The sequence below is a fragment of the Aporhodopirellula aestuarii genome (genome assembly GCF_023701485.1).
In the GTDB taxonomy this organism is placed as follows: Bacteria; Planctomycetota; Planctomycetia; order Pirellulales; family Pirellulaceae; genus Rhodopirellula; species Rhodopirellula aestuarii.
This window is the reverse complement of sequence record NZ_JAMQBK010000039.1, coordinates 379,762-405,949: the sequence shown is the minus strand read 5'-3', so window position 1 is coordinate 405,949 and position 26,188 is coordinate 379,762. Positions and strand designations below refer to the sequence as shown.

Sequence of the window (26,188 nt, the reverse complement as noted above, 5' to 3'; positions counted from 1 at the left end):
ACTACTCAATGCCCCTTCGCCTTCTCAGCCGGGCTGGTCGCTCCGTCGCTTGAACGCACCGGAGGCAGCGATCGCAAGCACGGGAATGGCAGGGGATCTCATTCGCGGATTGCTCCAATAGACCGCGTGCACTCCGCTGAGCGTGATCACTAATGCGATTGCTGGCCACCATCGAACCCAAGCTCGCCAACGCCGCGGATGCAACCAATCTCGTAATCGCCAAATCGCAATCAAGATCAATAAGTACACCGCAGAGTGGTACAAACCGACGACGACGATCGAAGCGGTTGATCGATCGCCGGTTGCATGAGGAAAAGGTTGCCACAATCGGGCAAGACGTATCCAACACGAATACCAGAACATCTCGCGTCGTTTGCTAATCACCGACTTGGCCGCATCGTACGCCACGCGGTCATCTGCACATTCATCACCGCTGCGAGGCAGTGCCTCGTACGCTGCAAAAAATTCGCTGGGCTCCCACGCTTCGGATCGCCAAGGCAGTTGCCAGGGTTTGTTTTCGAGATAGTCGTAAAACGAATCGTTGTTGGCCAACAACAACGTATAACCGCCATGCGTCGTGCCCCAAACTGGCTTCCCAACGGCCGACATATTGCGGATCGTCCAAGTACCGACACCGGTTGCGATCACCAACACGGCTGTCGCAATGAATACCGAACGACGAATGCGGCAAGCCGGTCCGGCCAACCACATCACAGGCAGAATCAAGACGGACCAAACCAAAAAAGTCGGCCGACAGAGAATCGTCAGCAAAAGCAATCCACCCAGGACCGTAGCATTCACGTACACGGGCATCTTCGCGGTTTCGCACGATTCGTCCGATTCAGCCATTGGCGTATGACAGATTCGCACCACCCACCACCACCAAACCATTACCGCAAGAGTCGTCGCGATGGTTTCCGTCATGACGAGCGTGGACTGCCATAGCAATATTGGATCGATCAACACGAGCCCCGCCGCAACCAACGCAGCACGCGGCGAGACCAATCGTCGAGCAATGTCCCACGTCAATCCAACGGCAATGACGCCAAGCAGAAAATTCAAAACGGCAGGCGCCGAGTTGGATAGTTTCCCGTCCTCACCCACGAACCATGACAGGAGCCACGGGTAAAGTGGCGGACGAAACGCAGTAGGGCGTGCGTTTGCGTCACCGACCGGTAATCCGAACACGCCGGTCTTTGAGAGCGTTTCGGCGATTACTCGGTAAGCGTCGGGATCATCACTGAGAGCCGTGGATCTGGCAACGATGAATCCACCTCGAACCGCCATCACGGCGATGATCGCGAGCAAGCACATCGCCAGACCGTATCGAGTTCGACTGTTCAATTCCAATCCATTCCCGATAGGCCTGCGACCGCACGGACGAGTGCTTGAGTGCCGTCACGCTCGCCACCTTTGGCCATCAAAGACAGGTACAACTGCTCTGCGAGGGCTAAACCGGGCAACGCCAGCTTCATCCGTTTTGCTTCGGCAAGTGCAATGCCCATGTCTTTGACAAAATGCTCGACATAGAAACCTGGGTCGAAATCTCGCTCGATCATTCTCGGAGCGAGATTGCTCAGTGACCAACTGCCCGCCGCTCCCGATGACACCGACTTGAGAACGGTTGGTAAATCGAGCCCGGCGCGCGACGCGTAGACGAGCGCTTCACAAACGCCGATCATCCCGGTAGCAATCAACGTCTGGTTGACCATCTTCGTGTGTTGTCCCGCACCGGGTCCGCCTTGGTACACAATCGTTTTTCCGAAACATTCGAAGCACGGCATCACGCGGTGAACCGCCTCCTCGTCACCGCCGATCATGATCGACAACGTGCCGTCTTTTGCCCCCCGGTCACCTCCCGACACAGGTGCATCGAGTGCGTGTAAACCACGCTGCGAAGCCGCTTGGTGAATTTCAACGGCGAGTGATGGTTCGCTCGTCGTCATATCGACGAGAATTCCGCCGGGCTTCAATCCCGCAATGACGCCGACTTCAGGATTCAGAAAGACGTCTCGCACGTCGGCCGGATAACCGACGATGCCAAACACGATCTCAGATTGCGCGGCCACCTCGTTGGGTGAGTCCGCCCAAACGGCCCCGGCGTCGAGCAGCGATTCCGCTTTGGATCGCGTTCGGGTTGTCACGGTGACGGGATAACCGGCGGCCAACAGGTGACCGACCATGCTGTGTCCCATCACGCCCGTGCCGATCCATCCGATCGGCGTTTTCGTGTCCACCGAAGGCATCGCTGCCCCGCCTGCTTGCGTGTTCAACGGAGTTCGATCCTTCTGTTGAATCCTCGGATATCAAAAAAGCCGGAGAGGCTTACTCAGCCAATTTCTTCATCGCTTCGCTGAGCTCTTCGTCGACGTATCCGTATCCGCTACGGCCTTCGCTCACGCGGCTTTCGACGTCATCGAGGGTTTCCTGAGACGATGCTTCCCAGAACTTCGTGATGACTTCTTCCGGTAACGTTTCATACGATCGGAACATACGAAAACCGACGCCACGCGACGGATCGCTGGTGAACCACCATGGGCTACGCGGGAAGTTCGGGTCTTCTGATTTCCACTCTTCATCGTCAGATGCCAATCGAGCGGCACTTCGCAAGTCCGGTGGATCCATCTCCCAACTTCCGCCACGTGCGACGCACGGCCATGGGTTTTCAGGCCAGCGAGTTGCACTGGTTGCGTCGCCGGGATTGGCTTCTTTCATCCATTCGTAGCCGTCCTCGGTGTACTCGTTGACGGTCCACTCGGCGGCGTTGCCGTGCATGTCGTACAAGCCGAACGCGTTTGGTTTCTTTGTTGCGACATCACCAGGCCCGTCGAGCGAGTTGTCAAAGTACCACGCGTAGTCTTCGATCTCATCGGGATCGTCGCCCCAACTGTAAGCAGTCGTTGTTCCGGCTCGTGCGGCGTATTCCCATTCGGCTTCTGTCGGCAAGCGGTACTGAACACCCGACATGCGAGAGAGCCACTTGGTGAACTGCTGCGCGGCGTACTGTGTCATCGTCACGGCCGGCTGCGTCGCCTTGGAACCGTACTCGAACGTGAACGACGGGTCGTAGAGTTCCGTTGGTGCGGTGACCGCATCGGCGACATTGGACTCGTCGACGACTCGGATTCCCTGCGACTCGAACTCTTTAAAGACGCCGTACATCCGCATGTATTCTTTGTACATGTCCCAGCGTGTTTCGGTCTTAGCCACCCACATCGGCTTGACCTTCAACGGGATCGTCGGCCCTTCATCATCAACGAAGTAATCGGCATTTTCGGGAGTACCGAGAGTGAATGCACCACCGGGAACCGGGATCATCTCAAACTCGATATCGGTCCCAGGAATGCGTTGTGTGTAGGGCACCATAAAGGTCCCATCATCCAACGCCACAAAGGGTCCCTCGGCAGGTTTTTCAGTCGCGATGCCCACGGACGTTTGCGTCGTGGCGGCATCGGCAAATCCGGTTGATGAAAGTGCGAGCATGGGGGTCAGACCGACCAACCACGCCAACAGATTCGTCAAGTTCAGCGTCTTGTGATGTTTGTTCAAAGGCATTGGGAAGAGCCCCGAAATCGGGTTGCGGGAGGAGAAAGGTGGGTAAACAGCAAGGCGGGGGGGAGTAGTGATTTCACTTGTCCGTGCCCCATTCTAGACGTCCTTGCTCCCAATGCCACCGCCGCATTGGCCAGAATTTTGTCGACAGGACGATCTGTCGCCCCGAAACTCCAACCCGCGGGCAATCCAATTCAACAAGGCCGAATTACCGAGGCTAATCCATAGATCTCGATCCACGACGTCTCAGTCGATCAAGTTAGGCCGTTTGGGTTTCGCGTCAGGGTCGGGCGGCGGAGTCGGTTTGGGTGGACGGGGCGGTCCGAGTTCGATGCCCCCGGGAACCCCGGTTTGATAGCGCCAATCTTCCGGTTGCGGCTCCCATCCGGCGAGCACCCCGGCTTCACTAAAAAAGCGTCGAGCGGTCACGTACACGCCAAAACTATCTGGAAGAACAAAGAAGCGGGCATACATTTTTTCTGGATTGATCGCACCGAGCAGCTTTGGCGAGCGGATGCGTGAACGCGGGTTAACAATCTCTTTCTCGCTCGCCCCATCATCGGGCCGCGGAATGAACCGCAATCGCGGGAACCGTTCTCCCGCGACGAAATACTCCACGTCAAAGAACTCATCCTTGTCGCTGAGCCGCTCCCAATATTCGGTGAACCGCTTCGGATCAATGCCCGCCGCCGGATCGCGATCGAGTTTGAACCGGGCGATGATGTGGCGGGCCTGCGCCTCGGCACGTTCGCGAAAATCGTCGAGCCGGAGCGGATAGAGTTCGTTGTGAGCACAGATCAAAACCAACTGTTTGGCTCCCGAAGGCGCCGGACGCGGATTCGGAATGCTCACTTCGATATCGGCCGGGGCCGCCGTTTTCGGTGTCGAGTCGAGCTTTGCCTGAAGTTCCGCTTTTCGCTCAAGAGACTGTGCCAACTCGACCTGTAGTTCGTCACGTTGGGCTTTCGTGTCAGCGACCAGTTTGCGATTCTTCTCGGCTTGCTCGCGGTCCGCCTCGATCTTCATCGCGTATTGGTTTTTCTCTTCCTGTTTCTTGGCGAGCTCTTTCCGACGCCGTTCAAGCAAATCACGTTTCAATTCGAGTTCTCGACGCTGCTGCTCGGGATCAATATTGAGCGGATCGATCAGGACGCGTTTGAGCTCGTCCTGCTCTTGCCTGCGAGCGACCAACTGCTGGGTAAGTTCCGCGAGCGTTTCATCATCGATCTGATTTTCAGTCGTCAGTTTGGTGACGACGTCCGCCACGCTGATCTGGGTGACGATCAAGACAAGCACCAAGATGCCCACCACGTTCGTCATCGTGTCGAGCAGCGAATCGAGGCCGCCGTCGTCATCGTCATCAACTTTGCGTCGCATGATTGGCAGGCAAAAGGGAAAGAGTAGATGAATTTAAAAAGGGAACAAGAATTACAGAGAATGCCGACCTTGGGTCACTCTCAGGGTGATGCCATTCGGATTGGAACTATTCGCGGTTCTCCGGCGACCGGAATCGACTCAAATCGATACGGCCCTGGCCCACGATCGGGATCTTTCCGTTGCGGATACTACGATCATCACACAATTTTTTGCACAATCGCCAAGTTCCCAGCCCGTCGCTGCGGACCATGAACACGATCGAATCACGAGTTCCATTGGCGACTGTTTCGAGCAACGCCAAGAAATCTTCGTCCGTGGTGATGTTCGCTGTCCGGATCCGTTTGGGAGGATCGGAAGCGTGCAAGACGATCGAGTCAGCTGCACACTCGACGAAATGGGGGATGAAATCCAATCCGCTACCCTGGGGCAATACGGTTACGTTTGCTTCGCTCGCATCGATGCGTGTGGTGAGTTCTTTTTCGAGCTGAGCGATTTCTTCGCGGAGCGATTCCGCTTGACTTTGCATGTCTGCCGCCGTTTCTCGCAAGTTCTCGTCGACAGGCGGAATGACAACCTTGATCGCTTGCTGTTCGGCAAGTTCGGATTCGACTTGCTCGAGTTCGGCAAGCAAGTCCTCTAGCTCGGCAACCGTGATGTCGAGTGTTTTCTTTTGCTCTCGGAGCTGCAGCGATGACGAGTCGGAAACAGAAATTTCGCGACGGAGTTCTTCGATCTCCTGATTGGTCTGCTTGAGTTGCTTGGATTTTTGCTCGAATTCTTCGATCTGCGCGACGTCGGGCGTGTCGGTTTGCGCCAGTGCGAGCGTCGCGATCATCATCGTCAAGACACCGATGACCGACGCAATGATGCTGAGAAACGGGAACAACGAGATGTCGTCGTCGGAGCTGTTTCGTCGACGCGCCATGATTAGGACCTCTTGCCCCCGCGCCGGGAAGACCGACTGTTACGACTGAACCAGCCCTTCTTCGCTTCGGGGGCGGCCGCGACTTGTTGCACGACGACCTGTTGATCGCCGAGTTTGTTGAGCACGCTACTGAGGCTGGAGAGTCCCGTTTGCACTCCATCGAGATGCTGGGTGAGTGTCTCGCCGGTTTGCGAATAGGTTTCGTTAACCTTGTTTTGCAGCGACTCGGTTTGATCTGCAAGCTTGGTCAATGCCGTTTGGATTTTGTCCGCTGCATTCGCCATCTGATCAAGCTGAGCCTGCAAACGTGCTTGTTGATCGAGTTGCTGTTGATGCAAAACCTCCACATGTTTTTGCTGTTGCTCTTCGATTCGAGCGTTGACTTCGTCCCAGCCTTTAGAGACCTGTGAGGTCAAGCGTCCGCCGATCGCATCGAGTTTCGAGAGCCAGCGTTCCATTTCGGCGTGCTGGGTCCCGAGCGCCTGTTCGACGGCATCACGAAATACCTTCGTATCGGCTGCGCCTCCGCCTCCCGCCAAACCACGTTCGGCCCCCCCTTCGCGACCGTCATTGAGCCTCCGCAATAGATTCTCATTGCAGTATTCGTCGACGCGCGTGATTAGATCTTCTTCGCCTTTTTGAAGCGCTGACGCGGGAATCTTGACAAGCATGCTCATGATCAGCGCGAGCAGCGTGGTATCAAACGCGGTGCCCAGTCCGCCAAAGACTTCTTGCAGCGCCCCTTTCATCGCGTCCATGCTGCCACCACTGCTGAGGCTTCCCGCTAGGCTAGCGACGGCACTACTGACGCCCATCACGGTGCCGATAAAACCGAGAATCGGCAGTGCCCAAATAAAGACTTTCAATACCGTGTAGCTGCCCGCAACATTGTTCGCGTCGATTTCCGACTGCGACTCCATCATCGTGACCGTTTCCGCCGCACTTTTGCGGACGCGGAAGTGTTCGATGCCGCGGACGACTCGGTTGATCAGAAAACTATCACTGCTCGCGCCGGGAAGTTCATTGATGTGTTCGATAAAACCATCGATCGAATCAATGGTGATTTCACGAGAGACTTCGGTGGGCAAGACATCCAACAGCATCGCGTCGCGTTGTTCTTGTAGCCTGATCCATTTCAGGACAAGGATCGCGACGGCCCAGAACATCAGGAATGTCGTGGGAAACGGAACCGGTCCACGCATCCAAAACAGGGCCCCGAGATAGCTTTCGCGAAACGGGTAAAGTGCGGCGAACCAGACCGCCGATACCGCTGCGGCGATCAACCCGGACAGCACGAGACTGACATCGCTGCTGGCGGAATCGCTGCTCGATCGGAACCAGCTCTTTTCCGCTCGTTTTCGCCGGACGGTTTTGCGGCGTTTTGGCGCCTCAACGGCCACGGTCGGTGTCGTGCTGACGCTTGGCGAAACGACGGCACTCGAAACTGCGGCAGGCTTCGTGGGTGGTTGAGACGGCTTGGTGCCAGGTGCCGATGCGGTCGCGTCATCGCCGCCACGTTCGCCGGGCGGACGGAGGTCGATTTTGATTTCGGGCGGTGTTCCCTCAGGTTCGGCGGGCGGCACATCCGGAATCCGCACGGTCGCACGGCAATAGGGGCACGCACGACTTTTTCCGCACAGGTTGTCGGAAACTTTGAGAGCTTTGCCGCATCCGGGACAGGAGATTTTGAAAAAAGTTGCCATTGCGTGCGATTGAAAGAGGCGGGATAGCAGGCGGGGGATAACATAGCGTCAGGAGCCGAAAACACACTCGATGCCGAAATGAACCCATTGCGAATCGATCCGGCTGTGCTCCGGTGCTGACATCTAAGGTAACTAATCAATGGCCCGGACGCACAACTCGTCACGCCCGGATATCGTCACCCCCCGGATAAACCGACCAGCCGGACGGGCCTCGGCGCGATCGCGCAGCGGCCGAATTGTTTTCTGTTAATTTCCCGTGAGCGGGGTACAATGTTCCTAACATCTCCCCACCCGAGCCGAACTCATGAACTACTCCTCGTCGAAATCCGGTCGGTCTTCTGTCAGCGAGAATGGTGCGGCTGCGCATTGTGTGTATCACAGCCTCTATCAGAAGGCAGCTAGCACTCGTCAGAGTCGCAGCGAACAACTCGATCTTTGTGTGATTCGCAAGGATCGCGCGGGTCGAATTTTGGAGGTGAATGATGCCTTCTGCGACGCCGTTGCGATGGACCGCGAGGAAATCATCGGGAAGACTGATTTCGACCTGTTTTCGTCCGAAGTCGCCCAAGTCGGCTGGGAAATCGAACAAAGGGTGATGAAATCCGGCAAACCGGATCACGTGATCGAAGAGTACATCCCGTCGGTCCGTGATCGGGATCAACGTGAATTCGAACTGCTCAAAGGCGAATTGAGTGGGGCCTGCTTCCTCGAAGTCATTCGGCTTCCAACCTACGGTTCGGATGGTGACGTTATCGGAGTGGAGGTCATCTGTTGGGACGTCACCCATCAGAAGAAGAAGGACGCTGAACTCAAACACGCGCGTTTTCTGATCGACGCATGGTTTGACAACATTCCCGACGCGGTTTACTTCAAAGACCGCAAGAGTCGGTTTATCCGCATCAGCCAAGCGTTGGCGGAAATGTTCGGGCTGGCCAAAGCGGAAGATGCGATCGGAAAAACCGACGCGGATTTCTTCGGCGACGAACACGCAACGGAGGCACTCGAGGACGAACGCTGGATCATCCGCACGGGCGAATCAATCGTCGGCAAAGTGGAAAAAGAAACGCGAGACGGCAAGCCCGACTCGTGGTGCGCGACCACCAAGATGCCGCTGCGTGATGACAGTGGAGAAATAATCGGCACATTCGGTATTTCCCGCAATGTGACCGCGCAGGTGCGCGCCGAAACGGAACTGGCTCGGGAACGTGATCTTCTCAAGACGATCATGAACAACATCCCGGACATCATCTATGTCAAGGACCGCTACAGCCGTTTCATGACCGGCAACCAAGCGATGTTGAACATGTTCGGTGTGGACGACATTAGCGAATTGGTCGGCAAAACGGATTACGACTTCTCGCCACCGGAATTGGCATGCAACTTTGTCGCCGACGATCAAGTCGTCATGCGATCGGGCGAGCCGCTCATTGATCAAGAAGAGACGATCTGCCAGGCCGCGGACCGCAGGTCCACTTGGCTTTTGACCACCAAGGTTCCGTTGTTCGGCAAAGACGGCAAGGTCATGGGGATGGTGGGCATCAGCCGAGACATCACGGCCCGTCGCATGGCCGCCGAAGAACTGCTGGCGGCGAAAGAGATTGCCGACGCAGCGAACTCCGCCAAGAGCGAATTTTTGGCGAACATGAGCCACGAAATCCGCACCCCGATGAACGGTATCCTGGGGATGACCGAACTGCTCTCGGGCACCGAAATGACTGCCGAACAACGTGAGTTCCTCACGCTCGTCCAGCAATCTGCGGACTCTCTGTTGCGTCTGCTTAACGACATCCTCGACTTCTCGAAGATTGAAGCTGGCCGTTTGGAACTCGACACGGTCACGTTCAACTTGAGAGATTGCATCGGCAAAGCGATCAAACTGCTGACGCTCAAAGCGAACGAGAAAGGTCTCGAACTCGCCGGCCGAATCGACCCCCGGATCCCCAACGAATTGATTGGTGACCCCGGCCGTTTGCGTCAGATCGTCGTTAACTTCGTCGGCAACGCGATCAAGTTCACCAACAGCGGCGAAGTCGTTGTCGACGTGAATCCCGAGACTCTCGATGATGACGAAGCGGTGTTGCACGTTACCGTGCGGGACACCGGCATCGGCATTGCCAGAGAGAAACAAGAAAAGATTTTTGAGGCATTTTCGCAGGCCGACGCGTCAACGACGCGGCGGTTCGGCGGCACCGGCCTGGGACTGACAATCTCTGCCCGGCTGATCCAGATGATGGATGGTCGGGTGTGGGTGGAGAGCGAACTCGGCGTGGGCACGACGTTCCACTTCTTTGTCCGCTTGGGCATCTCACCTGACCAAACGCCGCGTCGTCCGGCGGCCTTCTCAAAGATCGCCGGCACCCGCGTTCTCGTCGTGGACGACAACGCGACCAACCGCAGGATCCTGCAGGAAATCCTCCAACTCTGGAATCTCAAACCCGTCATGGCGGACGATGGCGAAAGGGCACTCGACTTGATCGCCGAGTCGATATCTGAAGACGACCCGTTTGGACTAATTCTGCTCGATTACCACATGCCCAATCTCGACGGAGTCGGATTTGCTGAGCAACTCGCCAAACGCGCCGACGAACTCCGTCACGGACCGATCGTGATGCTCTCGTCGTCGTTTGCGGGCCTCAGTTCGCCACGCATGCGTGAACTCGGCATCAATCGGTATCTGACCAAACCGGTGATCGCGTCGGAACTGCGTGACGTTGTGCTTGAGGTAATGGGCGTTGACCATGAGAAACGTTTGCATCCGCCCCTACCAAATGCCTTACCAAAGATCGCACCTCGAAAAATCCTGCTGGTCGAAGATGGGATCGTCAACCAACGCGTGGCGTTGGGTTTTCTTAACAAATGGGGACACCAGGTGGAATTGGCGGTCAACGGTCGCGAAGCCGTCGAGGCTCTCGAACGCGAAACGTTTGACATTGTCTTGATGGACATTCAGATGCCCGAGATGAACGGCTTCGAAGCCACCGCGATCATTCGTGAACGCGAAGCTCAAACAGGCAACCACCAATTCATCGTTGCGATGACCGCCGAAGCCATGAAGGGCGATCGCGAACACTGCCTCGCCGCGGGCATGGACGACTACATTTCCAAACCGTTCGACGTAGCCGATTTGCAGCGTGTGCTCGCGGACGCACCGAACTCGCTCAACACCGACATCGAATCGCTTAATCCCAAAGACGCGGTGGAATCGAATGAAGCGTCGAAATTCAACGAATTGGCCGCGGAGCACGAACAACAGTTCGCCGCCAGCCGAACGGCCGGTTTACTTCCCACTGCCGAAGCAAAGACAGCGCCGGAAAAGGTGACGAAAGCGCCACTGTTAATCGACGCCCTCGAACCGCCGTGCGATGACGGGGCGAGCGAGGAATTGAAAACGCCTCCGAAACGGCCTCGCGAAAAACCGCCCGAGCCTGAACCAGTGGCGAAAGCTCCCGCCAAACCGGCTGCGGTGGAACGGCACGCCCCCGCCACGCTTAAGCCGCAAGTGTTACTTCCAGCGGAAGAAACGCAGCCCGCCACAGACCAGAAACGACCGTCGGCATGGGAAACGATCGTTGACAAAACGAGGGGCGATGAAGAAATGGCGAGCCAATTGGCAATCGCGTTCATCGAGGAAGCCGAGCAATTACTCCCCATGATGCGTGATCAGCTCAACTCAGCCGACGCGGTCGCGCTGCACCGTAGCGCCCATACTCTCAAAGGGGCCGCCGGATGCCTCGGTGCCGATGCGGTTACCGGTTCGGCACAACGGCTCGAGAAACAGGCCCACACGGGCGACGTTACCGCCGCAGGATGGATGCTCGATGAACTCGTGCGATGCACGCAGGCCTATCTCAAAGACCTCAATCATTCTCAAGCGACGCGTCCACCTTCCGCTTGAGCATCACGATTTCGGTACCTTCCGCGTTATGGGTGACCTTGTCCATGAACGCGTTGATCAGCAACAGCCCTCGACCTCCGCATTCACCGAGGTTGCTAAAGTCCGTCGGATCAGGGAGCGCGCCGACATCAAATCCGCCACCCTCATCGCGGATCGTGAACGTCACCTCACTTCGGTTGGCGAGCATCACGATCGTCACGTTGCGGTCACGATAAGGCTCCTGTTTCTGTCTCTCTCGAACCACTTCACGGAACTGCTCATCGGTCCCTTGGTATCGCAGCTCCGTCGAAATTCCGAGGTTGCCATGAATGATCGCATTGATCAACGCTTCATCCAACGCTGTCGAAATTTGCATCTGCATCGTGTCGTCGAGCAACCCGAGTTCCGCCAACGGTTGTTCCAACCTCGCGATCACACTCGGGACCTCAACGTCGTTGTTGCCGAGTGTCATCTCAAGCCGAACAGATTTCAACAGAGACGAAGGTTTGGTGTGATGGTCGGCAACGTCGACCATCGACAACATTCGCTCGATCGTCGGAACGAGGTCTTCGTTGAGCGTTCGTTTCGGAACGTAGCTGGAGGCACCGAGTCGCAGCGCCTTGGCCGCAATCTCTTCACTTCCCTTGGCCGTGGTCAAGATAATCGGTAGTCCCGCGAACTCTTGCCGCAAAGCGGCGACGAGTTGCAGACCGTCCATTTCGGGCATCTGCAAATCGGTGACAACGAGTGCCGGTCGGCGTTCCCGGATTGACTCCAGGGCCAATCGCCCGTTAGCCGCCGTCATCACCTCGTAACCGTGTTGCTGCAGCAGAATCTGCATGCCAGTGACCTGAGTGATGCTGTCGTCGACGGCTAGGACGAGGGTAGGTTCGGGCATGTTTCATTCGCGACAGTTGAATCGGTCAAAAAATCAACGATTTAGGGGTGTCCCCCTCCGTCGACAACGCGACGGGGTCATTTGCGATTGTATCAGGTTCCGGGCAACCGGGGTGGTCACTTCGATTTCTGGTAGATAGCGGTCAACAACGACTCGGTATCTTTGAATTTTTTACCAGTTGCGATCGCTTCATCAATCAGGTGTCGGGCATCTGCTTCACTATGTCCTAGCAAAACGAGAGCCTCGTACGTTTCTTCGATCACCGGCGAAGTTTGCGAAGTTCCGCCTTCGGCCAGATCTTCCCCGGCGACCATGAGGGCAAACCGAGGCATTTTCCGACGCAGTTTGGCAATGATTCGCTCGCTCGTCGCCGCTCCGATCCCCGGCAGGGTCGACAATGCTTTCGTGTCCTGCTCTTCGATCAGGACAGCGAGTTCGCGTACCGGCCGGACCATCGCCCGTAACGCTTTCTTCGCACCGACGCCGTCAACGCTGCAGAATAAATCAAAAAACTGGCGTTCGGGAAGCGTCAGAAATCCCACCAGACGAGGCGTTAGCCGTCCGCCCGTCGTATTACCCTCGATGTAATCGAGCGTGTGCAAGCGGATATCGTCATTAAGTTTTGGTTGTAATTGTCGCCGCGTGAAATCGCCTACGAAGACCTCATAGTCAAACGGCCCGGCCTGAATCGTTACGCTCGTTTCTCCGACGTGGCTGAGGGTCCCTGCTATCGCGCTTATCAATTCGTTTCCTTCGTGGATCGAGACGGTTCTATGAAGTGAGTGGCTTCGCGAATTCGAAATTTAGTGCATCCCACTTATTGCCGCCAGACTTTCGCCCGCGACACGCCGCGTTTTGCATCGTGATCGAGCACGTCTTGCGTTGCAGGCCGGCTCATTTTGCAGCCCGCCCCCGCCCGTTTCAGATCTGAACTCGGTCTACTGGCCGGCGGCAATCGATATTGCCCGAGCACGCAAATGAGTGCCGATGAGCCCCAATTCGGCACAAAAAACCGCAAATTGTCTCCCGTGTGAAAGAATTCACCAAACTTCTTTGGAGGTCTCATTCACAACGATTCGCGGGGCCAACGCGTTTTGGATACACAAAATCGCAGACCGAGATTCCCGTCTCGCATCGCCAAAACGCCACTGGGGCGATACACTTTCCCCCAGTAGTCGTTCACCGAAGGCACACTGTTTTTGGGTTCGGCTACAAGACACCTTTTAGGAATGAACAGATGGCAGAGGGTACGATCAAACGAGTCACCGATAAGGGATTTGGATTCATCGACACTGGAAGTAGCAAAGACTTGTTTTTTCACTCGTCAAGTCTTCAAGGGGTTAATTTCGATGACCTCCGCGAAGGACAACGTGTGACTTACACCGAAGGTCGAGGCCCTAAGGGACCTTGCGCTGAGAACGTCTCACTGGCTGACTAGTTTGATTCTCAGCGGACGTTGACCTGTTCGATTCGTCTCGGATCGAAAAGGCCACTCGCACCGCTCGTTGAATAAAATACAGAAGTGAAGAATTAGAAAAACGCGGCAAACGGTTTATTACAAACCGAAACAACCTGCCGCGTGAGGATGTTGAGCGGTCGTCAGGACGAAGTTCTTGCGAATGATTTCAGGCGAATCGCTCCCTCCCAAACTCTCTTGCCACCCCAGAACACGTTTCGATTCTGGCTTCTTTGTGGCCCCCAAAAACGGTCGTGGATGTTCTCGACTCGGTTTTGCCTGTGCAGTTACCGCGATGCGTAATTCGCGATTACCGCCCCGATCCGGCCGCTCACCCGAAAGGCGGGAACGCCAACTACCTGGCAATCGCTGCGATTCCCCATGACACCACCAGGATCGCCAAAGCCATCCCCGCCGCGGCGAACTGAAACCGCTCACTGGCGAGTACCCGCTCGGGCAAACGGCTGCCCAGCCCGCCGATGATGAGTCCGGAAACAAACCCGGTCGTATGCGCCAGCACATCGGTGCGTTCGCCCTCCAAACCAAGAAACGCGAACATCAGAACGCCCGCGATCAGCGGACTCCATCTTTGCATCGGCGTGGATGCATCTCCCGCCCGCGGTCGCAAAGCATGTGCAACGAGAATCCCCAACGCGGCGAACACTGCCGTCGAAGCACCAATCGATGTGTGAGCAGCCTCCCGCAGCGCCGCATTCAGTCCATTCCCCATCGCTCCGGCGATGAGAATCGCCAACCAAGCGACGCCGCCTCCAAAAATCCGCCCGGCCAAAAGGCCAAAAAATCCACCAAAGACTAGGTTGGACATCAGATGAAGAGTATCAGCATGCAACGTTAAGGCGGTGACGGTTCGCCAGATCTGCCCGGACATGACCGCGCCGGCGCGCATCGAGCCCGCTTCGCCCCACTGCATCCCATAGGCGGAAATATTGTCGAGGATCGCGACGGAGACGAGAATTGAAACATAGAACACCCCCCCGAGGATCGCGCCCCCGAATAACTTCACGCGTGATTCCACGCGTGGCAGTTCCGCAGATTTGTCTCGCAGATAGTCTTCGATCTCCTCGACCGCAGCAGAATGATGCCGCGCATCGACTGCGACGCACCACAGAGAACCATCGTGGACAACTTCAGACGGAATGCCGATCGCCTGGAGCACCAAGCCGACCTCCTGACAAGGTGCTCGGTGCGACGACTCAAAAGCAACAACGGATTGCGAAGAAGACGGTTCCATGACTCAATCGTGGTCTCGAAATTAGTATCAGGCAACCCGACCATGCCCGCCCCCGCCCGACCACTCCTGCCGGTGGGCGCATCGAACGTCTACTCGAAGTTGGTGCGGACTAGTTCTTCGGCGGGCTCTCGACCAAAACGCTCTCAGCGCCAAGCAATCCCTGCGCTGCTGCGTCACTGTGATCAAGGACGAACGGGCCGATCGATCGGTCGAGGTGCATCAGCAGTACGGTTTCGGATGTCGGCGTGTGCCGTGGGACTGGCGTGAATGGGGCCGAGTAAACAGCAGCCTTGGACACACGCACCTCGTCGATCATTCCACGAATCCCGCGCGTCGGTGCTCCGCGAGCATCCGTGTCGGCACCGATAAACAGAGGCAATTGATTGCGTTTACGTTTCGCAATGATTGCCTTCCCATTCACGCTCTCAGACCCAACTTGTTTCGCACCTACCAATTCACCGTCCACAAAAAGCTTCACTTCGCTGCCATTGTAAACTCCGGCCAAGTGCGCCCACTGGTTGACGACCATCGGTTTGACTGCCTTCGCGGTGACATAACGACCACCAACATAGATGGAAAACTCCGGCACCCCCTCATCGCTGAAAATCGCGAACTCGGAACTCTCCGTTTTCGCCAAGACGCCACGGTAGCCGAGAACGCTGGATGGCCGCACCCAAGCTTCGACCGTCATCGGACCATCAGGCAATTCGAGATCTTTGGAGTCAACTCGGATCGCCGAACTGTCGTCCGTCATCAAGAGACAATGATCCGACACGCCCGAAAAATACTCGGCAGGCACTTGGCCGGGCGTGACCCGCAGCGGAGCATCGACCGCGGGCAGGCGCACCCGTGCCGACGACGCCAGCACGTCAATCTCCATCCGAACCGCGGGCACCACAACCGCACCCATCGAACCGGCATTTCTGACGATCTCAAACGCGATCTCCTTGTCGGCACCTGCGGCAACGACGAAGTGGCTGTGATCAAGTGTCGATTGCCAACCGCTACGGGACGTTTCCGTCTCGTGCATCAACGTGATGTCGACATCACGGGTACCGGGGTTTTTGATTTTCATCGTCACCGAACCTTGGCAGGCGCCATCGACGTCGAGCACGAGAGCGGGCGATGTTTGCACACACCGGACTTTTCTCGCCGCGTCGACTTCCGCCAAAAACTCAGGCGTGAATTGCTTCGGATCGATCACCGCACCGACTGGAATCGCGGAAACGGAGATGCGTTTTTCACGAACAGTGACGACGTTCAGATGGTGCAGGTACCCGGCATCGGGAATCTCCGCTTGAAGCGCACCGCCGGTCGTTGCCAGTGCATAATAGGCAATCCCGTCTTGTTCGCCATCATATCGCATGTGGTGAATATGCCCCGCGAAAACAGCCGTCACGTTTTTTGCGGCAACGAGTTTCTCGTGCACTCGTGGCCAATTGCTACCTTCATAACCACCGCCAATCCAACGCGGATGATGCAAGAAAACGAAGACGTGATCTTTGTCTTGCATTTCCTTCAGCGCCGATTCCAAGAATTTGATCTGCCCCTCGCTCATGTTCTGCAAGGCAGCCACATTGAACGCTTTGAGATTCGTAGCCGGGTCACCTTCATCGGAATAAAGCACGATGAACCCGGAGTTCTTGTGAGCGAAGCTGTACCAGAGCGGGCCGAAGTGCTTTTCGTAATTGGACTCGTGCTGCCCCGGGGGCGCCGGCGACTGCCCACGCCAGTAGACGTCGTGATTGCCGGCAACGGGATACCACTTCATGTTCAATCGATTGACGATGTCTTTGAACTCTTGCATCTGCTCGAGCCATTGGTCCGTTTCGTTGTAACCTTGCACTAGGTCTCCGACCGTCATGACGAGATCGGGATCGAGCAGATTGGTATCGACGACGGCTTGTTCGAGTACTTTTAATCCAGCCGGCACACCACCGGTTCGATCACCATAGATCACGAAGTGAAAGACATCGTCACCCGACGGCGGTGACGGCAATACTTTTGCATTAGCACGCGAAGTTGAAACGGCGTTGGTCGCAGCCCCCTCAGTGGCATGTTGATGATCAGACGAATGCACGCCCTCATGCCCCCGTGCGATGCCTCCGCCGATGGCAAGGACAGCTGCCGCCATCAGCCCTAGCCCGTGGCACCATCGCGACAAACTCGGGAAACGCCTACACAGCGACAAGTGGCGATCGATTCGGGCAGTCTCATGCGTACCAAGTAAAGACATCAGAACCTCAATGGGTGGGGATTTGGCGGGAGCCGAGAGACGTATCGCGGTAGCACTCGCCGACCGCAATCCAATCCAACTCTGGCGACTTCGAATTCTACCAGAACGCGACGTCACTCACCCGCAAATCACCTTTTCCCGATCAAGTGATGTCATAAGCAGCCTTCGTCTTCCTACGTGCGACGCCCGTTTCCAATGCCGCGGTCGAAACCGCTTGCGCGACAACCTTCGCGACTCGCCGATCGAACACACTCGGAATGATGTAGTCGTCGAGCAGATCCGACGGCGGGATCACGTCCGCGATCGCATGCGCCGCGGCAATTTTCATCTCATTGTTGACCGTGGTGGCGCGGACGTTCAGCACGCCGCGGAACAAGCCGGGAAAACACAACACGTTGTTAATTTGATTGGGGAAATCGCTGCGGCCGGTCGCGATGATCCGCGCGTGAGGCCCCGCCAGAGACGGTTCGATCTCGGGATCAGGATTGGCCAGGGCGAACACGATCGGATCGTCGTTCATGCTCTTGATGTCTTCAACCTTCAATACGTCGGCGGCCGAAACGCCGATGAATACGTCTGCGCCTCGAATGACTTCGCTGAGCGATCCCGAAACCGCGTGCGGATTCGTGTTCTGGGCCAGCCACTGCTTCGTCGCATCAGACTCGGTTTCGCCTGCATGCAGCGCCCCCCTGCGGTCACATGCGATAATGTTGGTAGCACCCGACGTGATCAACAGCTTGCAAATCGCGGTTCCGGCCGCACCGGCCCCGTTGATCACGATTCGAATCTGAGACATGTCCTTGCCGATCCGACGTAGCGAATTCATCAACCCGGCGAGCACAACGATTGCGGTACCGTGCTGATCGTCGTGGAACACGGGGATCTCGAGTTGCTTATCGAGGCGTTCCTCAATCTCGATACAGCGAGGTGCCGAGATATCTTCCAAGTTGACACCTCCAAACGTCGGCGCGAGACACTGGACGATCCGGATGATCTCTTCGGTGTCCTGCGTATCCAGGCAAATCGGAAACGCATCGACGCCGGCGAATTCCTTGAACAACATCGCCTTGCCTTCCATTACCGGCATGGCGGCACGGGGCCCGATATTGCCAAGTCCCAAGACGGCCGAACCGTCGCTCACAACCGCCACGGTGTTTTGCCGGATTGTCAACGCGAAGGACGCATCGGGATCCGCTGCAATGGACTTGCAAACGCGAGCAACGCCGGGCGTGTATGCCATCGACAGGTCGTCACGAGTCTTTATCGGAGATTTGGAGAGCACCTCAACCTTGCCGCCCAGGTGCATCAGGAAGACGCGATCGGAGACGTGGACGACTTCGAGCCCTTTGACCTTCCGCAAGCAATCGACGATCCGTTTTCCGTGGTCCACATCTTTTGCGTTGACGGTGAAGTCACGAGAGATTGAGTGGCCATCGATGTTAACAATATCGACCGCTCCGATTGCCCCGTCGGCGTCACCGATCGCGGTGGTGATTTGGCCCATCGCTCCGGGAGCGTCGACGTAACGTAAACGAATCGTGATGGCGTACGTGGGGCTGTGCTGAGTCATGTTTTTTCCGTGGTATCAAAAGAGCGAGACGCGCCGCGCCAGTCTTTTACCACGAAGCAGCATCCCAACACATTGGGAGTCAGTCGCCTGTTGGCCGTTCAACCGGGTAATCCGTGGGCCGCAAAACGAGCAAAGGCAAATTGAAGGACATTTTTATGGCCTAGTGCAGAAATCATGACCTAGGATTGGGCATGTTCTGGCTTGCCTTTTTATTCTTGATTGCTGCCCTGCCATGGGCATTACCCGTTCTCATGCGAGTCCGCGTGCTATCTGCGGTCATTGCCATATTGGTACTCGGGACTGTCTTTGGCCCGGCGTTTTTTGCGATTCAGGGACCGATTTCGCTGAGCCTGGACCGCATCGCGTGGGCCGGCGTGATGTTGATACTCACGTTGCGGTTGATTCGGCGCAGCGAATCTATTGATCACTTCCACCGCCTCGATTTCGTGGCCATCGGCCTGGTCATCTGGGTCCTGTTGAGCTGTCTGAGATTCGGCTTGTTCAGCCCTGACCCGCCTCCTGTCGCTCGTTGGCTGTTTTACATTGCAATGCCCGCGACGCTGTACATGGTCGCCCGCACGGGCTTCGGATCAGACGGGCAGGGGCTCACCAGTGCGATCAATGCTCTCGTCACCGTCCTGGTTGTCTTGGGCACCTATCTATCGATTACCGCCGTTTTCGAAGTTATGGATATCCGCTCGCTGGTGTTTCCTCGCTTTATCAATGACCCGGACGTGTGGGAATTTTACGGGCGGGGCCGAGGGCCGCTGTTGAATCCGGCCGGCAACGGCATCCTGATGACACTCGGACTGACCGCCTGCGTGATCCGATTTTTCTCATCGGGACGCTATGGAAAGGTCGCTTATGGACTCCTCGCGGTAATCGCACTTGCCGGTTGCTATGCCACACTGACGCGCAGCGTTTGGTGCGGCGCCGCCCTGTCGCTGGCCATCCTGGGCATGCTCTATGTACCAATGAAAGTGCGAGTCGTCGCTTTCGTGATGACCATCCTATTCGCGGGCGCGATGACACTCGGCCTGAAAGAGCAATTGCTTTCGTTCAAGCGAGATAAAGCACTCAGCGCGAGCGAAGCGGCAAAGAGCGTTGAACTGCGTCCCCTACTCGCGACGGTCGCATGGGAAATGTTTCTCGACCGACCACTCGCCGGGCACGGGTTCGGCCAGTATTTAACGGCCGCGGAACCTTATCACGCAATCCGCTCGCACGGCATTCCCCTGGAGAACGTCCGCCCGTATGTGCAACACAATGTGTTCCTATCGCTCTTGGTGGACATCGGACTGATTGGCCTGACCCTTCACGTCCTGTTCGTCTTCAGCATCCTCTGCATGGGGTGGCAACTGGCGAGAACACACCCCGACGGTTCACCTCAACGCCAGATCGGAATGCTGGCGATCGGCATCCTGTCTGGCTATTTCTGCAACGGGATGTTCCACGACGTCAGCATCATCGAGATGGTCCACACGTACCTGTTCACATTGTCAGGACTGACGGTCACTGTGTGGGTTCACTCTGAGGCACTGGGGCACGTCGCGACATCGCCCCCCCGCCGCCACCTCTCCGACCAGAAGTCCCACGCTGCAACGATCGACTCCGTTCTCGTGGGCGTGGCTCACCGGTAAAGATTGAGTTCCATGACATGTCAAATGTACTCATGTCATCGGGGTCAGCGACCCAACTTCCGCGCACGACGACGCTTTCGAGCAATTCGGGTACTTTGGTTCGCGAGGTCACGTTCAACTCGGTGAGCACGCGATTCCCTACCAGCGGAGTGAGGTCTTCCTCAGAGAGCCCGCAACCACGAAGCGAAATCGCCTGCAATTCCTTGCAGTTGGAAAGGATGCTGATTGACCGTCCGGTAATCTCGGTCCGGTCCAAATTGATCCGGCTCAGGGAGCGCATCGCACCGAGCGGTGCGGTGTGGGAGTCGGACAACCATACCGGTGGACCTGACGGCGTGGCGACGCGCAACAACTTCAAATCGAGGGCAGCGAGCTTGCGCCAGCGTGGCAACTCATCAAATAGCTCAGCAGGCACGACGCAACCGGGCAGACATAGCGTTTGTAATTGGCTGCATTTTTTCAACGCCTCAAGATGCCCCAGCGAAAACTTGCACCCTGAAATACAAAAGTGTTCCAACGCTAATAAACCACTCAGTTCGGAGTCTCCCGGTATTTTCCCGCTGACGAATAAGCCTTGAAGTTGCGGAACATTCTGAAGGCTCAATGCCTGAACTCCGCCCGAGGTGAAGACGTGATCTCGTAGGCGTGGGAGATTTTCCAGATCGATCGAGTTTGCTCGAAGCTCAACGTTCCCCAACGCGCTTCTGAGATGGGGTTGATTGCGAATTTCAATCTTAGATAACTCCGACCAATCGACCTTCAAGACTTCCCAGTTTGAATTTGCTGCGAGCAAACGACCGACGCTCTTTTCAGTCATTGGAGTTTGGGGCGCATGCAACTCACGCATCGAAGGCAGCGCAGCCAACAACTCGAGTTGCTCCACCGCCACCGCACAATCGGAGAACCACACCGCCTTCAAATACTTGAGCTTGCCGAACTGCGAAAAATCGACGTCATGAAGATTGAGATTGGAGAGGTAAAGAGTATTGATCCCCTGTTCACCGGCAAGCCATTGCCACAACGCATCCATTTTCTCGTTGGCGTCCGGAGCCTCCTCCGGATTAAAGGGATCCGACACGTCAGGATCCCACACATATTCCGGACGCAGACCCGTGATTGAGATGGTTCGTAACGAAGGACATCGCTTGACATCCCATCGTTTCAAGTTGTCGGCAACAAGATCGAGCGATGTCAAACTCGGTGCATTATCAATCGTTAAGCCTTGAATCGTTGGCAAGCTTTCAATCTCGTCCTCGTCTCCCATATAAGAATACGAGCGTGATTCGATGGAATTCAAAACAGGCAACTCGACCAATGACAAGTCGAACTTTTGCTCCCGTGGCAAGGTCAGCGAATGCAGTTGCGGCATCCTTCTCAGATCAATCGTGACCAGCGACTCATCGGGCTCCGTCGAACTGAGCGACAATACTTGCAACGTGGGCAAGTCACGCAATTCAAAACGTTTTTGGATCCTTCCAGCGACTTGCCAGTCGAATTCTTGCAATGACTTTGAGGAGGCTGAAACGGCCTCCAAATCCACTGCCGACGTGGGCACGTAACCTAGACGCAAGATCCTCAGCGTGGCGAGATGACTTAGATCCAAGACAACATCGGAGTTCACAATTTCGCGGGCTTGCGGATTATAAAATTCTCGCTGCCAACGATCGCGGTCGCGACGGTCCCCGTACCCGTCGTCGAAATCGTAGCCTCTCCTCATTCCGCCATGACGCCGAGAACGGTAAGGCCTCGACATTTGAATTTCGAGCGAATCAAGCGGCGGCAACTGACAGAGCAGTTCTTGAACCTGCTCTAAGTCTTTTGGACGATGCACCGAGACCGATTGCATCAGAGGTAGTTTCGTAACGTCTGCGATAATTTCCGGAGACAATTCGCCGATGAGGCCCACCGACTGAATCGCCGGGTAGTCATTAAGACTTAGGTTCATCGCGTCCAACGATGCTTCATCAACGGGACGCTGCTCAGCATTCGGGTCCCAAATCGACGTATAAACTTCGATCCTATGGACATGCGTCCACGCGGACTGAAACCACGCCGGCATGTGCGTCATGAAGGGGTGATTCACCGACCGGACCACACCCGCCTCGCGCGCATGGTACGCCATTCGATTCAATCGTTCACAACGTCGAAAATGGTACGCGGCAACAAGCGACAACAGCACCGTTGCTGCGATCAACACGATCGCCCCGCGGTTGCGTGGCCCGCCTCGCAATCGGAATACCGACAGCAATTCGCGTTGAGGCGAATCCAAGTATGAGAAAAAAACGGCTCCGCCCAACATCACACTGATGGCAAGCAAATTCACCAGCATCGCCAACGGATGGAACGACACGCGAGTGACTGATCGATTCTGCAGGACATGGTAGGCATCCACCGGAAATCCACCCACGCTCCATCCGTTCCGAACATTGGAAAAGAAGGAGTAACTCCGATGCATTGGCGAGTCGGGGTCCGCCAGCTGATTACCAAACTCACCCGACGTCGGCGTCGGCATAAACCAAATGGCCTCGGAAGTCGACATCGTGCGTGGCACGGTCATCCAACCCAACCACAAAAGGAAGATCAATCCGACGACCAATGAACGGGCGATCCGGCGACTCTGTTCGACGGACGCCGGCATGGGGGCGCGGTGAGAGGACGAAACCATGGGCAACTTCAGGAGGAGCAATCCGACATGTCAAAACGATGCTGGGGAAGAAGGGCTGCCCCTGTACTAACCTAACAGGCGGACAATTGTTCTGCAAAAAGCTCTCGCTTTTTGAAGGGCGTATCGACGCAGAGACAAGAAAACACTACCAAATTGGCTTCCGCCCCATCAGCCTCCATGATCGCAATCGAAGAGTTATCGAATGAAAGTCACCGATTTTCTTGAAACGCATTTCCGCCACTTCAATGCCCGCGAGTTGCGTGACGCCGCTCGCTCGTATGGTGAATTCGTCAACAGCGGTGGCAAAATGATGGTGACACTCGCAGGCGCCATGAGCACGGGCGAACTCGGGCTATCACTCGCTGAAATGATCCGCCAAGACAAAGTCCACGCGATTACCTGTACCGCCGCCAACCTAGAGGAAGACCTTTTCAACTTGGTCGCCCACGACGAATACCAGACCATCCAGGACTGGCGGGCGCTGTCGGTCGAAGACGAAGTTCGCTTGCGGGATGCCGGTTTCAACCGTGTTACCGACACTTGCATCCCCGAAACCGTGATGCGGCACCTCGAACACCGGCTCACGAAACTTTGGGTGCAGCAGGCGTCAAGCGATGAAACCTGGATGCCTGCCGATTTCATGTTCGCCCTGCTCGATGACCCGACTTTCGCCGAACACTATCAAGTTCCGCGAGAAAACAGCTGGATGGCTGCGGCCAAAGACAAGGGGATCCCGGTGTATACCCCGGGGATCGAAGACTCCACCCTCGGCAACATTTACGCCGCCCGCGTTTACGACGGCACGGTTCCCAATCACACCGCCTTCGCCACGGGAACCGAACAGATGGGACGTCTGATCGAGTGGTACGAAGCGACCAGTGCCGACGCCCCGATCGGGATGTTCCAAATCGGAGGCGGAATCGCAGGCGACTTTCCGATTTGCGTGGTTCCGCTGCTGAAACAGGATCTCGAAAAAGACGTGCGACTGTGGGGCTACTTCTGCCAAATCAGCGACGCCGTGACGAGCTACGGGGGATACAGCGGCGCGGTGCCAAACGAAAAAATCACTTGGTACAAGCTGGATCCGGAATCGCCGAAATTCATGATCCAAAGCGACGCGTCCATTTGCGCGCCGCTCGTGTTCGCCCATGTCTTGGGCTGGTAACGGCCGCCACCAAACCTCAGCGTCAGACGACGCTGGGTAACACATCAACCGGGCAAACGGGGCTGATCAACCGGGGCGTGCCGCGAGGCAGCCCCGATCCGGGCCAATCGCCCATCGGCATTAACGTTTAGCCGACCGTCGATTCGATACCGAACTTCTGCAAGGTTTCCTGCAAGATGGCTCGCTCGCGGTCATCGAGTGCAACCATCGGCAGACGGAGTTCGCCGGTATCACGGCCGAGCATTTGCATGGCCGCCTTGACGGGAATCGGATTGGTCGACAACCCGAGCATGATGCTGCAGAACGCATACAGCCGATGGTGTAGTGCCGCGGCGGTGGTGTAGTCCCCCGACGCTGCCGCACGAACCAACTCGAGCATCACGCCAGGAACGACGTTACCCGCGACCGAGATCACACCTTCGGCGCCGACGCTCATCATCGGCAAGGTCAACGAGTCATCGCCCGAGAGCACCGTCAAATCCGTTGTTCCCAAAATTGCCGAGCACTGGTCGAGCGAACCGGTCGCTTCCTTGACCATCGTGATACCGGGCAATTCGGCGAGCCGTTGGATCGTTTCGACTTCGATGTTTTTCCCGGTTCGACCGGGAATGTTGTAGACGCAGACCGGAATGTCGATGTCTTCGGCGATCGCCCGGAAGTGCTGATACATGCCTTCTTGCGTCGGCTTGTTGTAATACGGTGCGACTTGGAGGGTCGCGTCGGCACCTTCGGCAGCGGCCCGGCGGGTTAATCGCAGAGCCTCAGCGGTACTGTTGCTGCCCGTTCCCGCCATGACTTTCACGCGTCCGGCCACGCACGCGATCGTTTCGGCGATCACCCGCTCGTGTTCGTCGTGCGAGAGCGTCGGTGACTCCCCGGTCGTTCCGGCTGGGACGATACAGTTCGTTCCGGCGTCAATTTGAAATTCAATTTGTTCGCGAAGCCGTGCGACGTCCAAATTGCCATCGCGGAACGGCGTAATAATAGCGACGGCCAATCCGGCGAACTGGCTCCCTTTTCGTTGATTCATCTGCGGGTGGTCTTTCTCTCGTCTGGAGGGGGATCGATTAGGTGTTTTTTCTGGATAGGCAAGATAGCGGTTGGGGAAGTGGTCGATGGGATCCCTACGACCTACATCCCCGGCAATGGAAACGCATTACCGGGCGAGGAAAGATCGCGTCCGAGACGGATTCCCGCTAGACGCCATCCAGGGCGGATCGCCTGTGCGTCCCGTTCGGCTGGCAAATCCCCCCAACGAAGGCATTTTCGCCGGCCTGGGCCTCTCGCCCAATTTCGTTTCCAAGATCGGTTTCAGTGTAACGGCTCAAACCCATGTTTCACGAGGGCTAAACACGCTCGGTAAGGAGCGAAAAACTCAGGCCGGTGTTCGGCCTTGACAAATCCGCCTCACTCGCGATACTTCGCGACTTCCAGTGACTCACCCTTTCGTTGTCAATCGCTGTGGTGGTTTCGTCTTCCTGAGCGGTTTTTTCGTCTAGATCTCCATTTATGCCCACAATCAACCAACTCATCCGCAAGAACCGAAAGCTAAAGAAGAGCCAAAGCAAATCGCCAGTGCTCGAAAAATGCCCCCAAAAGCAGGGCGTTTGCCTTCAAGTTCGGACGATGACGCCGAAAAAACCAAACTCCGCTCTGCGGAAAATCACGCGTGTTCGGTTGAGCAACGGCAAGGAAGTCACCGTGTACATCCCCGGCGAAGGTCACAACCTGCAGGAGCACTCGATCGTGCTCGTCCGCGGTGGTCGTGTTCGCGACTTGCCGGGTGTTCGATACCAAGTTGTCCGCGGATCCCGCGACGCGTTGGGTGTCGACGGTCGCAAGCAATCCCGCAGTCGCTACGGTGCGAAAAAGTAA

Annotated in this window: 18 protein-coding genes and 1 pseudogene; 5 read left to right on the top strand and 14 right to left on the bottom strand. The window is 56.5% G+C overall.

Features of this window, described 5'->3' with window-relative positions; genetic code table 11:
• Nucleotides 1-24: 24 nt before the first annotated feature.
• The 6 genes from NB063_RS15695 to NB063_RS15670 form a co-directional block, all read right to left on the bottom strand.
• Nucleotides 25-1,344 carry a glycosyltransferase family 39 protein gene (locus tag NB063_RS15695; protein WP_322975229.1) on the bottom strand — a complete coding sequence of 440 codons (1,320 nt, stop codon included), beginning with the start codon at nt 1,342-1,344 and terminating at the stop codon, nt 25-27.
• A complete protein-coding gene (locus tag NB063_RS15690) occupies nt 1,341-2,246 on the bottom strand; it encodes an NAD(P)-dependent oxidoreductase (protein ID WP_250929738.1) in 906 nt (301 codons plus the stop codon). The genes NB063_RS15695 and NB063_RS15690 overlap by 4 nt, the downstream gene beginning before the upstream one ends.
• A 79-nt stretch (nt 2,247-2,325) precedes the next feature.
• Nucleotides 2,326-3,483, bottom strand: a complete 1,158-nt coding sequence (locus NB063_RS15685; RefSeq protein ID WP_322975233.1) for a formylglycine-generating enzyme family protein — start codon at nt 3,481-3,483, stop codon at nt 2,326-2,328.
• A 315-nt stretch (nt 3,484-3,798) separates the two neighbouring features.
• Nucleotides 3,799-4,929, bottom strand: coding sequence for a coiled-coil domain-containing protein (locus NB063_RS15680; RefSeq protein ID WP_250929677.1), 1,131 nt, complete (start codon nt 4,927-4,929; stop codon nt 3,799-3,801).
• 106 nt (nt 4,930-5,035) lie between these two features.
• Complete coding sequence (locus tag NB063_RS15675) at nt 5,036-5,854, bottom strand: coiled-coil domain-containing protein (RefSeq protein ID WP_250929676.1); 819 nt, start codon at nt 5,852-5,854, stop codon at nt 5,036-5,038.
• Nucleotides 5,855-5,856: 2 nt separating this feature from the next.
• A complete protein-coding gene (locus NB063_RS15670) occupies nt 5,857-7,557 on the bottom strand; it encodes a MotA/TolQ/ExbB proton channel family protein (protein ID WP_250929675.1) in 1,701 nt (566 codons plus the stop codon).
• Nucleotides 7,558-7,861: 304 nt separating this feature from the next.
• Here NB063_RS15670 and NB063_RS15665 point away from each other — a divergent pair, with 304 nt between their 5' ends.
• Nucleotides 7,862-11,452 carry a PAS domain-containing protein gene (locus NB063_RS15665; RefSeq protein WP_250929674.1) on the top strand — a complete coding sequence of 1,197 codons (3,591 nt, stop codon included), beginning with the start codon at nt 7,862-7,864 and terminating at the stop codon, nt 11,450-11,452.
• Here NB063_RS15665 and NB063_RS15660 read toward each other — a convergent pair.
• The 3 genes from NB063_RS15660 to NB063_RS15650 all read right to left on the bottom strand — a co-directional run bounded on the left by NB063_RS15660 (nt 11,415) and on the right by NB063_RS15650 (nt 13,395).
• Nucleotides 11,415-12,329, bottom strand: coding sequence for a response regulator (locus NB063_RS15660; RefSeq protein ID WP_250929673.1), 915 nt, complete (start codon nt 12,327-12,329; stop codon nt 11,415-11,417). The two genes, NB063_RS15665 and NB063_RS15660, sit on opposite strands and share 38 nt — an antisense overlap.
• Before the next feature lie 116 nt (nt 12,330-12,445).
• A complete protein-coding gene (ruvA, locus tag NB063_RS15655; protein ID WP_250929672.1) occupies nt 12,446-13,072 on the bottom strand; it encodes a Holliday junction branch migration protein RuvA in 627 nt (208 codons plus the stop codon).
• 74 nt (nt 13,073-13,146) lie between these two features.
• Nucleotides 13,147-13,395 carry a hypothetical protein gene (locus NB063_RS15650; protein ID WP_250929671.1) on the bottom strand — a complete coding sequence of 83 codons (249 nt, stop codon included), beginning with the start codon at nt 13,393-13,395 and terminating at the stop codon, nt 13,147-13,149.
• Between the two features lie 171 nt (nt 13,396-13,566).
• Between NB063_RS15650 and NB063_RS15645 the strand changes: the two genes are divergently transcribed.
• Nucleotides 13,567-13,767 carry a cold-shock protein gene (locus NB063_RS15645; protein ID WP_250929670.1) on the top strand — a complete coding sequence of 67 codons (201 nt, stop codon included), beginning with the start codon at nt 13,567-13,569 and terminating at the stop codon, nt 13,765-13,767.
• 373 nt (nt 13,768-14,140) lie between these two features.
• Here NB063_RS15645 and NB063_RS15640 read toward each other — a convergent pair whose 3' ends face one another.
• The 3 genes from NB063_RS15640 to NB063_RS15630 form a co-directional block, all read right to left on the bottom strand.
• Entirely contained in the window at nt 14,141-15,037 is an 897-nt protein-coding gene (locus NB063_RS15640; RefSeq protein WP_250929669.1) for a rhomboid family intramembrane serine protease, read from the bottom strand.
• Between the two features lie 109 nt (nt 15,038-15,146).
• Nucleotides 15,147-17,273: a LamG-like jellyroll fold domain-containing protein gene (locus NB063_RS15635; protein ID WP_250929668.1), complete on the bottom strand. Its 2,127-nt coding sequence runs from the start codon at nt 17,271-17,273 to the stop codon at nt 15,147-15,149.
• 142 nt (nt 17,274-17,415) lie between these two features.
• Nucleotides 17,416-18,843: an NAD-dependent malic enzyme gene (locus NB063_RS15630; RefSeq protein ID WP_250929667.1), complete on the bottom strand. Its 1,428-nt coding sequence runs from the start codon at nt 18,841-18,843 to the stop codon at nt 17,416-17,418.
• Nucleotides 18,844-19,094: 251 nt separating this feature from the next.
• Here NB063_RS15630 and NB063_RS15625 point away from each other — a divergent pair.
• Nucleotides 19,095-20,150 (top strand): annotated as a pseudogene (locus NB063_RS15625) (O-antigen ligase family protein); the annotation flags it as partial.
• Nucleotides 20,151-20,355: 205 nt separating this feature from the next.
• On the opposite strand, the gene NB063_RS32625 reads toward NB063_RS15625, so the two are convergent.
• A complete protein-coding gene (locus NB063_RS32625; RefSeq protein WP_407652639.1) occupies nt 20,356-23,148 on the bottom strand; it encodes a leucine-rich repeat domain-containing protein in 2,793 nt (930 codons plus the stop codon).
• A 202-nt stretch (nt 23,149-23,350) separates the two neighbouring features.
• On the opposite strand from NB063_RS32625, the gene NB063_RS15620 reads away from it, so the two are divergent.
• Entirely contained in the window at nt 23,351-24,313 is a 963-nt protein-coding gene (locus NB063_RS15620; protein ID WP_250929665.1) for a deoxyhypusine synthase family protein, read from the top strand.
• 127 nt (nt 24,314-24,440) lie between these two features.
• On the opposite strand, the gene dapA is transcribed toward NB063_RS15620, so the two are convergent.
• Nucleotides 24,441-25,343: a 4-hydroxy-tetrahydrodipicolinate synthase gene (gene dapA / locus NB063_RS15615; protein WP_250929664.1), complete on the bottom strand. Its 903-nt coding sequence runs from the start codon at nt 25,341-25,343 to the stop codon at nt 24,441-24,443.
• Between the two features lie 479 nt (nt 25,344-25,822).
• On the opposite strand from dapA, the gene rpsL reads away from it, so the two are divergent.
• Nucleotides 25,823-26,188, top strand: a complete 366-nt coding sequence (gene rpsL, locus NB063_RS15610) for a 30S ribosomal protein S12 (RefSeq protein ID WP_250929663.1) — start codon at nt 25,823-25,825, stop codon at nt 26,186-26,188.